11 protein-coding genes are annotated in these 14,355 nt (G+C 62.9%); 6 read left to right on the forward strand and 5 right to left on the reverse strand.

Annotated elements, in window-relative coordinates; all coding sequences use genetic code 11:
* Nucleotides 1-133 precede the first annotated feature (133 nt).
* Complete coding sequence (locus JJL56_RS01980; protein ID WP_200483991.1) at nucleotides 134-361, reverse strand: AAA family ATPase; 228 nt, start codon at nucleotides 359-361, stop codon at nucleotides 134-136.
* Between the two features lie 1,028 nt (nucleotides 362-1,389).
* Between JJL56_RS01980 and JJL56_RS01985 the strand changes: the two genes are divergently transcribed.
* Complete coding sequence (locus tag JJL56_RS01985; protein WP_200483992.1) at nucleotides 1,390-1,791, forward strand: hypothetical protein; 402 nt, start codon at nucleotides 1,390-1,392, stop codon at nucleotides 1,789-1,791.
* A gap of 52 nt (nucleotides 1,792-1,843) precedes the next feature.
* Here the strand turns inward: JJL56_RS01985 and JJL56_RS01990 are convergent, their stop codons facing one another.
* Nucleotides 1,844-5,023 (reverse strand): DotA/TraY family protein, encoded by a 3,180-nt coding sequence (locus JJL56_RS01990; RefSeq protein WP_200483993.1) that lies wholly within the window; start codon nucleotides 5,021-5,023, stop codon nucleotides 1,844-1,846.
* Nucleotides 5,016-5,483, reverse strand: a complete 468-nt coding sequence (locus JJL56_RS01995) for a hypothetical protein (RefSeq protein WP_200483994.1) — start codon at nucleotides 5,481-5,483, stop codon at nucleotides 5,016-5,018. The genes JJL56_RS01990 and JJL56_RS01995 overlap by 8 nt, the downstream gene beginning before the upstream one ends.
* Before the next feature lie 917 nt (nucleotides 5,484-6,400).
* On the opposite strand from JJL56_RS01995, the gene JJL56_RS02000 reads away from it, so the two are divergent.
* From JJL56_RS02000 to JJL56_RS02020, 5 genes are all read left to right on the forward strand, one after another.
* The gene (locus JJL56_RS02000) at nucleotides 6,401-6,769 is read left to right on the forward strand and encodes a ParB N-terminal domain-containing protein (protein ID WP_200483995.1); all 369 of its coding nucleotides are present in this window, start codon (nucleotides 6,401-6,403) and stop codon (nucleotides 6,767-6,769) included.
* 98 nt (nucleotides 6,770-6,867) lie between these two features.
* Nucleotides 6,868-7,260 (forward strand): hypothetical protein, encoded by a 393-nt coding sequence (locus tag JJL56_RS02005; RefSeq protein ID WP_211111739.1) that lies wholly within the window; start codon nucleotides 6,868-6,870, stop codon nucleotides 7,258-7,260.
* 531 nt (nucleotides 7,261-7,791) lie between these two features.
* Nucleotides 7,792-8,073, forward strand: a complete 282-nt coding sequence (locus JJL56_RS02010) for a hypothetical protein (protein ID WP_200483997.1) — start codon at nucleotides 7,792-7,794, stop codon at nucleotides 8,071-8,073.
* A gap of 146 nt (nucleotides 8,074-8,219) precedes the next feature.
* Nucleotides 8,220-9,227, forward strand: coding sequence for a hypothetical protein (locus tag JJL56_RS02015; protein ID WP_200483998.1), 1,008 nt, complete (start codon nucleotides 8,220-8,222; stop codon nucleotides 9,225-9,227).
* A gap of 244 nt (nucleotides 9,228-9,471) precedes the next feature.
* The gene (locus JJL56_RS02020; protein ID WP_200483999.1) at nucleotides 9,472-9,735 is read left to right on the forward strand and encodes a hypothetical protein; all 264 of its coding nucleotides are present in this window, start codon (nucleotides 9,472-9,474) and stop codon (nucleotides 9,733-9,735) included.
* Nucleotides 9,736-10,214: 479 nt separating this feature from the next.
* Here JJL56_RS02020 and JJL56_RS02025 read toward each other — a convergent pair whose 3' ends face one another.
* Both JJL56_RS02025 and JJL56_RS02030 read right to left on the reverse strand, forming a co-directional pair.
* Complete coding sequence (locus tag JJL56_RS02025; protein ID WP_200484000.1) at nucleotides 10,215-10,820, reverse strand: phospholipase D-like domain-containing protein; 606 nt, start codon at nucleotides 10,818-10,820, stop codon at nucleotides 10,215-10,217.
* A gap of 15 nt (nucleotides 10,821-10,835) precedes the next feature.
* On the reverse strand, nucleotides 10,836-14,348 hold the full coding sequence (locus tag JJL56_RS02030; protein ID WP_200484001.1) for a DEAD/DEAH box helicase: 3,513 nt from the start codon (nucleotides 14,346-14,348) through the stop codon (nucleotides 10,836-10,838).
* Nucleotides 14,349-14,355 lie beyond the last annotated feature (7 nt).

The following is a 14,355-nucleotide window of genomic DNA, read 5'->3' on the forward strand; positions in this document are numbered from 1 at the left end:
TTCGAGCGTTCATTCTCGGCAGTGGCGCTGACCATCGGGCTGGCTGCCCCATGCCGAGGTGAGCCCGCAGGATGGCCGTGAGGGCGTTTTGATCCGGCAGCTGGAGACGGATGGTGCGGTCGAGGCGGCCGGATCACATGAGCGCGGGGTTGAGGCGATCAGAATGGTTGCATGCGCCGACCACGACGACACCTTCACGGTCGCCGATGCCATCGAGTTCCTCGAGCAGCGCGTTGACCACCTGAATGTTGTGCGCGGCCACCTCGGCGGGATCGCGAGCCTGCTCGGTTTGAGGGGCGCTGGTGAAGGGAAATTCGTCGCAATCGTCGGCTGACTGCATCACCGCTTTGCGGGCTGACATCAGGAGATCCTCGTACACGCGGGAAGGACATTGCGCTGGCCGCTGGCCAGCAGGCCGTCAGCGCCGTGGTATCTGAAGGTCGCTCCGTGTCATCGTTTCAGTCCCGAGTGGGGGAGCCGAGCAGGGTGTCGGCTCCAGAATGCGGTGGAGAACCTACAATCAGCTCTCTGGAGGCACAACCATGACGATCGGATCGTGACGCGATCCGATCGTCATAGGGGTGTGCGATTGCTCGCGGCTTGCGGTGGTGCCACCATGGTTCCCCGACGGGAACCAGGGAATTCCGGAGATGGTGACGCCAAATGCGCATGACGTGACAGTGAGGATGAAGATCATCCTGCTCCGGTACATTCTCCGGCACCTGTCCCGGCGAGAACCGCGGCCGGACGTCTCGGATCCGGAATTCCGGCGCCGGGCTTGGCGAGCGGCTCGGCGCCTCGAGGTTCATCGCCTTGACCGTGGGGATACGACGCCGCTGCTGTCCCAATCGCCGAAGACCGCTAGGCAGTCGACGGCGCAACGGACGTGCCAGCATCGCGGCTGGCGGATCGTCCTCTGCCGCAACGGCGGCAATTGGCACGCCGAAACAGCCCGCGGTCGCCACCCGCAGCTCGTGCTCACGGCGCGGCGTCCACGCCGCCGCGATGCCTTCCGGGCCATCTTGGCAATGATCGACTGTGGCGACTTCGGGATCAGGGTGCCGAGACCCGCGCAATGAACGGGGCGCCGTCGCGGCGGCTGTGCATCCAAGCGCGCAGCAGGGCATGGCGTCCGGGGCCGTGGGCGCGGTGGGCGCGATGGAGCAGAAGCGGGCAGCGATGAGACCAGGGAGTCCACAGCCGTTGAATAGAACGCCTGCCGTTCATAGATCACCCGCGCGGCGGCACGAGAGGTTGACACAACATTTTAGATCGCATTCTTGAGTGGAACCACTTTTGCGCGTAATATGTGTTGACAAGGAATTCTGGGCGATCAATGGTTGACGGCACGTTCGACGCCGATGTGGTCACTTGTTGGAGATCCGGGCCATGGACAATGTGAGCTTCGGAATTCTGATCGGACAGAAGCGTCGCGCCGACACGGTCGAGGCTGTCGGTGTCGCGCTCGCGGAGCGCCTCGGGCAGGCCAACCAGCAGCGTCAGGCCGACGCGCAGGCCATCACCGCCCTCGAGGAGGAGAACGAAGTCCTGCGTGCCCGGGTAGCGGATCTCGAACTCAAGCTGGCGCTGAAGGAATCCACCGCCGTTGCTTCCCAGGCGGTCGTCGATGCCTTCAAGGAGTACCATCCCGACAGCCCTCTTCTGGTACAGGTCGGTACTCTGAAGAACGGTTCGCCGCTGAGGAGGTCGACCGGCATCTGGATCGAAGCCTTCGATGAGGCTGCCAGGAAGCGGAATGTGAGCAATCCCGAAGTCTATCGGGTGGGGTAGGAGCGCGCGCTCGGCCCAAAGTTAAAGCGGCACCGGAAGGTGCCGCTAACTCTTAACCGCCTCCCTCCGGTTTGCTGCCGCCTTCTGGCTTGGGTGCTTTCGTTGCCGAACTACCGTGGCCGGTTTGGTGGCCGTCACCAGCCCCACCTTTTGCCATGTCGCCCACCTGTGGAGTATCGGCCGCACGTCCGGCCGCCGCGCCGGTGATCTTACTCGCGCCAGACACCCTGCCAGCGGCGGAAGCCAAACTCCCGTCGCCGTTTGCCTTCTCGAGCGCGCTCACCAGCCGGTTCATGTCGCTTGGCGAAGCAAAGAATGCGGCTTTGCCAGCGTCGACGCCCGATTTCATGGTGTTTTCCGTGTGCGTCCCGACAAAGCCCACCGCGCTGGCGGCTTGATGATGCTCGCCATCCCCGTCGGGCTGCGCTCCGAACCAGCGTGCGACCCGATCGGGCACCTGAGTGATCAGGTTGAAGCTGCGGATCGCCAACTGATAGTTCAGCACCGAGATTAGGATCACGTAGGTGATCACGCCGACGAGCCCAACCGTGTTCCCTGTCGTCGCCGACGCCATCGCCGCGTACACTGTTTTGGACAAGAACCAGACCATCGCCTCAAAGACGAGGATGGAGAAGAACAGTCCGAACAGGGTCAGCGGGATTCGGAAGAGCAGGTTGAAGACAATGCCGTAGCCAGCCTTCTGCGGGCCGTCCAGGAACTCCGCGCCGTCCATTCGGATGTGCATGAAGGCCCAGAGGGGTGCCGCGATAACTCCCTCGATCACCAGGATCAGCATGCCCATCACGGCATACAGGAAGTGGATGAAGGGCATCATCGGCAGAACGTAGGCGTGAAAGACGGCCGCGAGCAGAAGAGCGACTGCGATCAGACCGAAAAACGTCGCGGCAAAGCCCGTCAGTTTTTCGGCCCCGCTCGGCATCAGCTTGCCGACGAAGTTGGACGCTGCTTCGGCAGCTGCACCCGCGACCGGAACCTTCGAGATCAGCGCTCCACCCACGCCCAACGCCGCGAGAATCATGAAGGCGGCGTTGAGGATGAGATGGCCGAAGTCGACCATGTGCTGAAGCGCCTGGCCGGTGCCCGGCTTCAGGACCGCCAAGCCGATCAGCCACTTCTGGAGCGCGCTGTCCGAGCTGCCGAACCATTCCAAAACACCGGCAATGCTGCCACTGTTGTCGAACTGACCAGCGCGGGCGGCCGCGGTAGACAGAGAGGTCGTGGTCAACAGCTGCTTGTCCCACCAGCTGCGCAGGTTCGGAAGCACACCCAAGAGTTCGTGGCCAAGAAGACGGTCGATCCCAATGCCGTCCTTGTACTGTGAACCAGTGCTCCCGAAAGTCACCTCTGGTATCACGCCGACCAGGGACATCACCTGCGCAGAAACTCGGCTGAGGGTCATGTAGTAGGAGCCAGCCGACGCCCAGCCTGCCGTTCCCGCGACTGCCTTGAATTCGGTCAGGCTGACCTTGTTGACACTGTCCACATAGGTCTGGACTGCTGTCGTCAGAGCGTTGTCGTAATCCGCCTTCGCCAGCAGCACCTGCTGGAAGATTTCGTTTGCCCTATCCTTGTCCTTGTCAGAAAGGTTGATACTGACAGGACCATCCGAGGTTATCATCCGTTGCGCGATGGACCGCAGTTTGGCGCGCAGAGAGTCGAGAGCGGCATTCCGCGCTTGGTCCAGCCGGAGAACGTTTTTGTCGGCTGCCGCGGACTCCTTGCCGGAGGCTACACGGATCGAACCGCAGACGCCGTAGTCCAGGATCATGTCTTGGACAGCGATAGGCTGCTGCGTCCCTGCGGTTTTCGACGAATCCCAGAGGCTCACAACAAAATGCCATACCTGTTTGATGCCGCGGTAGATGGCGTTGTTCGTGAGCGTCATCGGACCCGGTGTCGGCTCCCGAGGCCATTCCGGCACCTGGACATCCGAGTTGATGGATTTGCTGTTGATCGCATCGCGCCTGACAGCCTCGAAGCAAACTTCAAGGAACATGGTATCACGGACCAGCGGGACGGTCTCTTGCAGGGCCGGATTGCTGATCTTGGCGCCGGACAACCCTTCTAGAAACCCGGACCAGACCATGTTGCCGAATTGGCCGCCGACCAGCGCAATCCAGACGACGAGTACCTGAAGGAGGCAATACCCCTTGGCGACCGGGGCAAGCGCGCCCACGCCATACATGACGCGCATCGGTGCCCATACTTGGTGCCATCGCTGTCCAAGAACCTTTCCTTCGTGCGCCGTGGCAACGATTCCAATGATGGTGTGGTAGGACATCATCGCCGCGGAGCAGGCCATCAGCACGGCGATGAAAACCGAGAAACCGCTGGCGATCCCGTTTGCCAGCGGCGTGACTGTGCCGCCGACCGGACCAACACCCGGGAACACGAACGTGAGGAGTTGATACCAGAGGTCGTCGGTGTTGAGCGTGCGGAACAGCGCCATGATGATGTTCCCGCTGACCACCGGTTCGGCGTTCGGAGTAGCAGCAGCCACGGCGGCAGCGGGATTGCCCAGCATCATCGCGGCTGTGGCGCCGCTGATCATCAGCACCAGTGTGGCCGGGCCAGCGCCGGACAGCGGAGAAGCACCCTCCGGGGCGTCTGTCCACCATTCACCAGGCTGTCGCAGCCAGGATGCGAAGCCGTCGAGCCGACGCTTGCGCAGCTGAAAATTGTAAAACGCTGCTCTGATCGCCAGGGCACCGAACGCCGGGATCGCCGCAAAGCAAGCGAGAAAGCTGATCCATTCCAGCAAGCCGGTGACGTGGCCTCCGCCCACGGATCCGATCGCAATAGCGAGCAGAGCGATGAGAGCGGCGAGGTGGAGCAGGAAATACCGGTGCGTGCAAGCCTGGGCGGTGGTCAGGAAGTCGTCGGAACGGTCATAGTAACGCTGGGCGACGCGGAAACGCTCGGCCGGATCCGTCGCCTGCGACGGCAAGGGTTGGACCGTCTGGAGGCCGAATGCACCACGGGCCAGCATCCCGATGTTGGAGACAGCTCCAGCCCAGAGCCCGTTGATGCTGCGCCATCCGGTTCCAAGGACCCGTCCCTTGCCTCGCAGCGCCCCTTTCCAGTCGGATCGCCACTCGTCGACGCCAAGAACGTCGTCACGAACGAAAGCGTGTGCTTCCCGTTGGCCGCGATCGAGGAATGTCTGGAGCCGTCGTTGGCTGTGTTCAAGGAGGGCCTGGAGCTTACTCATCGGAAGCATCCTTGGCCGTGTGGTTTGGATGAACCGCAAAGATGCCGAAGCCACGGGGGCGACGGAGATCCTCGATCAAGCGAGCAATGAACCGGCTGATGCCCGCGAGCACACCGAGTGCAAGGACTGCATCCGCGGCGATCAGCAGGGGGGCTTCGAAGCCGTAGGCGGCGACCAGGAAGGCCAGCATCCCGGTGGCCATAAGGGTGACCGTGACGATGTCTCCGATGGAAAGGGACTCCTGCCAGATGGCTTTCACCACCATGCACGCGGATTGGTGCACCACGAGGATCGGCAGGAAGCCGGATGCCAGCACCAGGGCCAGTCCGATGCTCAGCTCGACGCTGAGGGCTGCCTGGACAATGGGCGGGGCAGCATCGACCAGCCAGGAGTTCATCAGCATGTGCGGGATGATCTGCGGATGATCGGCCATCAGCATCCCGGCGGTGAGCCACAGCATGCAGGCGATCGTGGACGTCGCCACGATCCTACTCGCGCACCGCCATCTGAATGACGAAAAACTGACGCCCATGGAGAATTTCCCGCATATGGATTGACCTCATAATTTAATGCTATGATCGCCCATAAACATTCTGCAAGAATCTTAGTGAAAAGGTGGCGCTATGACAAATTTGTTTACTCTGCTTGGTGAGGCACGTGCTTATGTAAACATTTTCATGCCTGTTCCACTTCATCACAGAACCGAGCGTCATTACAAAAATGTTTACAACGCCTTTGTTCGTGGGGCGTTGTCGCCGGAGACCGCTCCCAGCCGCGCAGCTGCGGTGGCGTGGCGTAGCGCGATTCGGCACGGGGCTCTGCGCCAGCTGGCGGCTGCCACCGAAGCGCTGGAGGTCGCCCTGGAGGTGGGCGGTCGGGCCGAAGGGGATGCGGCGGCTCTCGAGGTAGAGCGCTGCCTCGAACTCCTGCGCCGGTTTCCCGCCGTCAGGCCGGGGCGCCGTCCGCGGCCGAGCGACGTCCGAGGGCGACGGCGAGCAAGGCAGGGTGCGGAAATCACCGCCTGATTGACGGGAAACGCGCAGACCGCGGTCGCTGAGCATCGAATGTCTGCTGCTCGGTTTTGGCCACCTGCGGCTTTGAGTGGCTGTGCGGCGTTGCTCCTGCTGCCGGTACCTGAAGGCATCGCTACATGGCAGCTATGCAAATTCGAAGAAAACGGGCGTGAATGATGATGAAATCCTTCTTGATGGTGGCAGAAATAAAGAAAAATAACTTACAATTCCTTCCATTGAAGGATAAATGATCGATTTTATGAGGCGATTAGTCCCGACAGATTTTAGTTGAACCTCCATTTTTGTGTGAATATATTAATTATGCACGCGAGGTGCTGCCTATTTATACTTTAATGGAGGATGTATGTTTGTCGACGACTTCATTGATGGGCTGATCGAGGGCTTGGCGACGCGCCCCGGCAAGGCTCGCGCGATGTTCGACGTGGTGTTGGGTGGTCGTCGCTATCGTTCCGAAGCGATGGAGCGGGTGGCTGGCTACGAGTTCGGCCGCTCCCGGGACGACTTCCATTACACCGAGGAGGCCCTCTACCGGTCCGCCAAGGGGGCGTTTCTGCTGGTGGTCGAGGGCTGGCTGCACAGCACGGGTGACGGCACGACGTACGGACATGCCTACGCTCCGCTCGATCGCTCCCAGGCCATGGCCTGGCTGGAGTTCCGCGGGCGCCACGAGGCGCTGACCGAACTGTTCGGCGACGAGGTCGAGGACGCCTGACAGCCTGCTGGGTCGGCCGGGGCGGCTTCTGCCGACCTTTCGACTGAGGCGCTCATGCAGCCGGTTTCAGCAAGGCCCCCAGAACGGAGCGGAGGGCAGTGATGATGAAGATCAGAGCGAACACGGCGTTCGGGCGGCTGGAGGTTCGCCGCGCGGACGGGACGACCCCCGGCGACATTCCGGCTTGGGTGATCGACGAGCCCGACTTCCTGCGCCAGCTTCTGCGCTTTGCCGAGGCGGGCGGGACGCGCTACGCCGAGGATCACGAGGACGATGATGGCTTTATCGTGGAACCGCCCGCCCGGCCTCCGGTTGCGCGGACCGAGACCGCGGGCGTCTCGGTCGAGGATCTGGCGGAGATTGCGCGCTGCCTGGAATGGGCGTGTCGGTTCGCCCGTGGTTCCCATGATGCCGATCCCAGCTTGCAGAATGGGGTGTTCCGGAAGCGCTTGACCGATTGCGAAGCGATCCTTGCGCGGGTAGCTGGGTGAAATCAGTCGTCGGTCCGGGCCGCCCCGGAAATCTGCGGCATCGGATTGCGGCAATGGTCCCACGGTAAATCCCGCATTAGGAAATGGCGTTGCCCCTCTCGGCAAGCAGGTCTTCTCCGAGGGGAGGGGGCATGCCGGTACGTCCTGTGGCGGCGGTGATGGTCACGCCGCCAAGCTGACTGCCTCCTATCGGCAGACAACTTCTCGCGTCATGCAGCCAAGTGAGCCTGTCAGCGGGCAACGAGCATCTCGGAAATCAAGATTCCCGACTCTCGGATGGCCGAATGCGTATTTATGGCGATCCTCAAGTTCATTCGTACTCGTAACGAAGTAACTGATCTCGCATTCTAGAAATCCTTGCGCAAGGATTTCTCGAGAAAAGTAGCAATGACAAATCTTTGTCAACAGTATTGGAGGGCGATAGGCATGATATCTGCGATGAAATATTATGAATGACGTAGATTTTTATTGACATCAGGTTGAACGCGATCTACCGATATTGAGGCAATCCACTCAATGTAGGTAACTCGAATGAGCGAAACGATTGTGAGGGTGACGCGGGTAATTGAGATCAGCCCGGATGGCGTCGAGGTGGATGTTACCCATGAGTTGGAGGGCGAGGTTCTTGAGTACATCAAGTCGGCTCGGGAGGGTTTTGGACTGAGTGATGACGAGATCGAGCAGGATCTAATCGCTCATTTTGCCTGCATGTCCCATCCCTACTGCTGTGACGATGTGGAAATCATCGGCGACACAGTGCGCCTGTATGCTTTCGATCTAAGTGATGAAGAAGACTGGCGCTCACTCCTCTGAGCTCCACATCTGCGCCGTCAAGTCGGCACTGGCGAACGGCCGACCAAGCTAATCCGTAACAGATTTTGATAGTGCGATCCCGGCAATTCAATTTTGACGGGCTCCTCTGTCAAGGGATAACTGCGCCCTTGCGCAGGAGATAGAACATGAAGACTTGGCTTGATTGGTATATCTCTGGCTATGCCGTAAGTAGTCGCACCACGAATAAAGTGAATTCCAGCGACCAATTCGTTGCGCGGATTTCTGAAATTTATGGCGTCCGGTTTGATAAGCTGAGTGACGTAGACGCTTTCCGGCTGATAGAGCCCCTGAAAGCGAGCTTTAGCGCGATTGTCGATAGCCCAAGCTCTATTGAGCCGGATAGCTTGCTTGGAAACTCAAAAGCCCTTTCGCGGTTTTTGCTGCCTTTCGCTTTATCGTTGAGTGACCCACTAGAATATGAAAAGAGTGATTTCAGATTTAATACTGTTGCCATTCAGCCCTCTCGAGAGCTCGTTGCCCTGCTGTCACAGGCAAAGGCTCCGCTTGGTCAAAACGCCATGGTCGACGGCGATCTGATGACCGCATCGTGGTACGTCGACCTCCCTCATGGTTCGTTGTTGGTCGGAGATTTGGGAGTACGCGCGATCTTCACCCAACCATCTCAGGAACATGGCGCCGTAGCGATATGTGCTGTCCTCTGTATTTCCACCGCCGACCAGATTTTGGGTCGCTTGATGTGGGTTGCCGGAGATGGCGAGGCCAACGGGCTCGTCTCGGCCGAGATCGACAAAAGGCTGGTGGCGGAGCAAGTTGAGGATTTCTTGAGCCTGCTGGTGCTTTACCGGCGGCATGCCGATACCGCGCAGCGTGGGCAGCTTCCCCGCATGACCCGAGAGATGGCGACGTCCCGCAAGGCCCGTCAGCACCATAAGAAGGCCAGCCTGTTCGCTGTCCAGACCCTGGCACCGCCCCCGGATCGCTTCGGCCGTCGCCAGTCCCTTGGAAAAGGCGGATGGCAACTCGGCTGGCGGTCGTCTGTGGCTGGACACTTCAAGATGCAGCCGCATGGCCCTGGCCGCTCGCTCCGGAAGCTAATCTTCGTGGACGCCTACGAACGCGGTCCGGATGACGGACCTCGGAAGCATCGTCTGGAGCGCTTGTCCAACCCGTAAGTCTGGGGCGAGGCGGCCAGGCGATCGCACTGCCCAGGCAACGTGTCGGCGTCGGCCGCGCGGGCACGCAACCTGGACTGCGGTGTCACATTTGCCGCCCTTTGCGTCTCGGTGCATCACCTTGCGGGTCGCCCTCGCCGCGACACGGTCCAACGACCACTCCAATCCTCGATCGTCGACGATCCGCCCCGCGAAGCGACCATAATGCGGTCAGGGTGCCCGGGTTGATCGGAAGGAGGCGGCGGTGAGCGAGATCAGGGAAATTCTGAGGACGATGATCTGGACCGACAGCCTGCCGGACCACGCTTGGCCGCGTCCGAGTGACCAGGCGTACCGGCAGGAGATGATGCGCCTGCGGTCGCTGCTGGAGGCCGCCCCAGAGGATACGGAACTCGAGCCACTGAGCTCGATGGTCCTTGCCGTCGAGGTCGGATCCGAAGCGTACATGGATGCGTTGACAGCCGTCTCCGATGCCCTGGGCTCCGAACTGGGCCGAGCGCCGCAATGACCGAGCGGGGCGGCCGAACGAGGATGGTGCGCGCTCGCTCAACTTTGGGACCCGTTCGAGCCGTTGAAGCCACTGCTGACCGTCGGGCCGGACTGGACCAACGCCGGTCAGGTATCGCCAGGCACCGGCTGCCGTCCCGACCATATGGTAATGTCGGCGCCTGCCTGGGCGCCGACATCATCGCATTCCCAGGTGCCGTTGCGACGACATGGTGAGGTTACCACGTCGTCGGATGCCGCGGTCGGCACTATCCCCAAACCAGAGAAAACAACGCTTTGGTCGCATCCAACGCCATCAGCCGGTGCGCCGACACGACGACATGGTGAGGTCGTCACCTCACCGGTCGCCGACATCACCGAGCGCTGGGCCGACGGCATGTTGAAGTCACCACATCGTCGTCTCCCCAGGAAACGGTCAGAAGATCCGCCGAAGCGCCGGAACCGGTGCAGGAGGCAGCGTCGGTCCCAGCGCACCGGCCGCTATTGCGCGGGCGGAGATTGCAAAGAATGCAGCGCCGTCCCGAACCTGTCCTGGTGGTCGTCGGCGAGTACCGGCTGCTTGTCGATCCGCGCTCCGTCCAGGCACGATAGCGCCTTCGTCACAAAGCGGGCAGCATCGCGTCCTGTGTAGCGGAACGACGCCTCGAGACGCTGGTAGGCGCTGCCCTCGTCGCGGACGGCGCTCAGCCAGTTGAAGGCCCCCTTGGCGATCTCCGGGTCGTTCACGCACAGCGTTTTTGCGTGCACCCGGTTCACGAAGGCCACCTCAGCCCCGGTTGCGCCGAGCAGGTCGACGGCGCGCAGGAAACCGAACTTCGGCATGTCTCTGCCGTTCAGCGCGGGGTCCACGTAGACCGTGACCTGGACGCCGCGGGCGCTCGCTTGCCGGACCATGGCCAGCACGTCGCACGGATCGTCCTGGATGGCTCGGTTCGTCAGGTACGGCGACGGGATCGCCATCCGGCGCTGCGCCCGGCCGAATGCATCGGCCAGTACGCGCAGGTGGCCGTCCAAGGTGTCGATGCGCTCGACGCGATTGGGAACCGGCGCCAGAGCCACGAAATCCGGCACCGTGATGGTCTCCAATCGCGATGCCGCCTCTCAGAACACGGCGGTCCCGGACCAGAGGCTAAGGTCGCCGACGACGTAGAAGGACGACTTCGCTCGCGTGGCCGCGACGTTCAGGATGTTCGGGGTCTTGCCCGCCCACGCCACCGCGCCTGGGCGCTCGGTGCTTCCGCCGAGAACCAGCAGGACCGTCTCAGCCTCCTTGTCCTGGAAGGTGTGCACGGTGCCAATGTGAGTCTTCGCCCACGCCTCCACCGTTACCTTGTCGAGGGCGGGATCCAGCATCCTGAACACGTCGGCCCGTGAGATCAAAAGCCTGCGCATGGACTGCGCGACCGTGCTGAACGGCGTGATGACGAATGCCTCGGGCATGCCGTCGTCTCGCAGGTACCGCCCGCGCAGGCTCTTGCCTTTGCCGTCGACAAGACGCCCGGCAGCCTCACGCTGCTCGACCATGCGCTCCAGCAGGCGCATCGCGTACGCCCCCTGGCCGGGCACCCAGTTGCCCTCCGGCTCGCTGGGGACCCGGAGGTCGAACCAGGCGCTCGGGTGGCCACCGGGGCCAAGGTCTGGGATGTCGCCGCGCCAGGCTCCGGTGTCCAGGTGCGGCTTGCCGAGGACCATGCTGCCCGCGTAAGAGATGGTGTTGCTGATCGAGAACATCGGGTCGTGGCAGCGCCGATGGACCCGCAGCGGGCAGCCGACCCAGGTGCCGTCCGGGCCGCCGATGTAGGCTCCAAGCGAATTTCGGCGGTCCGAGACCGTCTGCACGGACCCGACGCGCACGTCGAAGCCGACGTTGGGAACCTTGTGCTGGCGGTACAGCAGGGCCGATACCTTGCCCGGGATCGTTACGACCGGCTCTACCTGCTTGGGGTCGCCCACGACGATGGCCCGTTTCGCACGCCAGATCGCGCCGACGGCAGCCTGGGGCGGGGCTTGGCCCGCCTCATCGATCAGCAGCCAGCCGAGCCCGCCAGGACCGAAGTCGTCGCTGAACATGCGGCCGACCGAGGCGAAGGTGCTGGAGATAACCGGGACCGTCATGAAGAAGGTGTTCCAGAGATGGCGGCCGACCCGCGCGCGCGCTTCCGCCACATCCCTGTCGCCCCGCAGCGCATCGACGAAGAGCCTCAGGTTGTCCACCACCTGGCCGCTGGCTCCCCCGAGGAAGGCCAAGTGGACCTGGACCGCCGCGGCGAAGAGCTCCTCGCGGGCAAGGTCGAGCTCCTCGCTCACCCACACGACCGCCTGCTCGCGCTCCTCGCGCTCCATGCTGAACTTGGCAGCCAGCGACAGTGGCTCCTGCACGAAGTTCGACCGGGCCTTACGCAGCCGCTCGCGCGCGGCCTCTACCGCGGCGACCGCGTCGTCCAATGCCCTCGCCGCCCGGTCGCGCGCGTCCTCGGCCGCCTTCCCTGCCGCGGCGAACTGTCGGTAATCGGCCTCGGCTTCGCGGTAGGTCTGCTCGGCCGCCTCGACCTCGATGTGAAGAGCGGCGATCCGCGCCTGCCATTTCTTCGCCGAAGCCGTCCGGAACAGCCGTCCGAAGAAGCCGGGCCTGTCCGCCAGGGCCAGCGAGGACCGCTGAAAGGCCGAGTGGCGCTCCTTTTCCGCTTGCTCCCATTCGGATGCGATGTCGCCCAAGGCTCCCATGGCCGTTACGAACGTCTCTTCTGCGCAGCGCAGGTCGGCTTCGGCCGCCTCGCTCGCCCACCGGGTCCGCTCGATCTCGGCGGGCGTCTCGGCGATGACGCGGGTCGCCTTTACCAAGAACGCCACCCGCTCCTCGGCCTTCCTGAAGGCGGCGACGGTGCGCTCCCAGTCCATCCGCGAGCACGGCCCCAGGATAACGTCGCGCACGCCGGTGGCTGCCTCCGTGGGCGGGTTGACCTTGCTCACCCGCAGGTAGCTTTCCGTCTCGACCCGCTCCACACCATCCTTGCCCTTGCGAATGAACTCGTCCTCCTCGCGCGTTCCGACCAGCGTCACAGTGACGCCGCGGCGCCCCTTGACGTCGGGCAGCAGGGCGGCAAGGGCTTCCGCGGGCTGGCCGAACGCCTTGATCGAGTGCTTCGTGCCCTCGGCCATGACGTAGGCGAACACGTACCGCCCACCCTTCGCTGGCTTCGGATCGGCCATCCAGGTGATCCGGGCGTCTTTCAGGATCTCGCTGCGCGACGTGTCGTCCGCGGGCCAGTAGCGGTTCACGAAGAACGAGCGGTTCGCCCCGTTCCCCAGCGCTGCCGAGGCAAGACCCCAGACCTCCTGCCCCTTGGGCGCGATGGCCCGGGCGACGTCCTGGAAGAACGTGATGCGGTCGAGCTCCGCCGGGGCGGCCCGGTAGGAATCGGCGATGGATTTCAGATCCGGCAGCTCCTTTGTGATGTTCTCTACCGCCGTGTTGTTGCTCGAGCAGACCAGGATGCCGTGGTCGGACAGACGCGAGTCCAGTTCCCAGACCGGCGCCGCCCGGCGTCCGACGACGACGGGATCCATCTTCTTGAAGGCGTCCGCGGGCCTGCGGAAACCACACATGATGGCCGCCCGGTTCACGAACACGGCGGCGATGACGTCGCGCAGCAGGGTGCTCTTACCGGTCCCCGGCGGGCCGTTCACGCTGAACAGGCCGCCGTCCTTCATCGCCAGGGCTGCGTTGACCGCCATCTGCTGGCGGAGCACCAGCGGGTGTCCGCCCAGGCCGCGCGATGGCCACTTGCCGACGGGGATCTCGTCGATGGCAAGGGTGGCCGCCATGGTGTCCAGGCGGTCTGCGTCCCGTTTCATGGACTCGTCGAGATCGTGCGGCTCCAGGTATTCGGCGAGCGCGGCGCCCCAGTGGCCCCCGCGGACGGCATCCACGACCCGATTGAGGTCCGCGTACAAAAAACTGTCGACGATGCCGACAGGGTCGTCGTCCTCGCTGTACCGAAGGCGCTGCGTCACCGACGCAAAGGCTGCCGACGATTTGGCCAGGGAGAGCGGCGGCGTCCGCCCGAACTCCGCAGCGACCCACTCAGAAACCGAGCGCAGCGAACCAACGTCAAGCGGCGAAGAGGATTCAGCCGCCCATGCGGTGTCGAACGCCTCTCCAATCTCGTCCTGCCGCCGGTCGTAATGGGTCCTCGGCAACGTTCCCCTTCCCAGCGCCTCGAACCGCATGGCAAACAAGGTAACCTTCAGGCTGCCGCGTACCGGCCTGCCGTCAGCACCGACGGCAAAGGCGGCCAGGAAACCGTCGCGACCATCGCCCTTGCCGTCGAAGATCTCATCCGGGGAAACGCCTAAGGCCGATGCGATCGCGGCGGCTGCCTCACCTGTCTTAAACAGGCCGACCCGGACCACGTTGATGACGCGCTCAAGTTCGCGGCGCTCCTGCTTGCCCATGGTCCAGTCGATGGCATGCGACCGGGCGGTGACCAATTGGGTTCGGACGTTTCGATCCTGGCCGTCGTCCTTCTCGAGCACGGACGGCGTGAGCGCCTCGACATCCATCCAGTAGTTCAGGACGGCCTGGGCCGATACGGTATTTTGGGTATTGGTCAAGAGTGGG

Source organism: Azospirillum aestuarii (assembly GCF_016632405.1).
GTDB lineage: Bacteria > Pseudomonadota > Alphaproteobacteria > Azospirillales > Azospirillaceae > Azospirillum > Azospirillum aestuarii.

Coding starts and splice junctions, on each gene's coding strand:
- JJL56_RS01980 (WP_200483991.1), bottom strand. CDS start 361: ATGTCAGCCCGCAAAGCGGTGATGCAGTCAGCCGACGATTGCGACGAA.
- JJL56_RS01985 (WP_200483992.1), top strand. CDS start 1,390: ATGGACAATGTGAGCTTCGGAATTCTGATCGGACAGAAGCGTCGCGCC.
- JJL56_RS01990 (WP_200483993.1), bottom strand. CDS start 5,023: ATGAGTAAGCTCCAGGCCCTCCTTGAACACAGCCAACGACGGCTCCAG.
- JJL56_RS01995 (WP_200483994.1), bottom strand. CDS start 5,483: ATGCTGTGGCTCACCGCCGGGATGCTGATGGCCGATCATCCGCAGATC.
- JJL56_RS02000 (WP_200483995.1), top strand. CDS start 6,401: ATGTTTGTCGACGACTTCATTGATGGGCTGATCGAGGGCTTGGCGACG.
- JJL56_RS02010 (WP_200483997.1), top strand. CDS start 7,792: ATGAGCGAAACGATTGTGAGGGTGACGCGGGTAATTGAGATCAGCCCG.
- JJL56_RS02015 (WP_200483998.1), top strand. CDS start 8,220: ATGAAGACTTGGCTTGATTGGTATATCTCTGGCTATGCCGTAAGTAGT.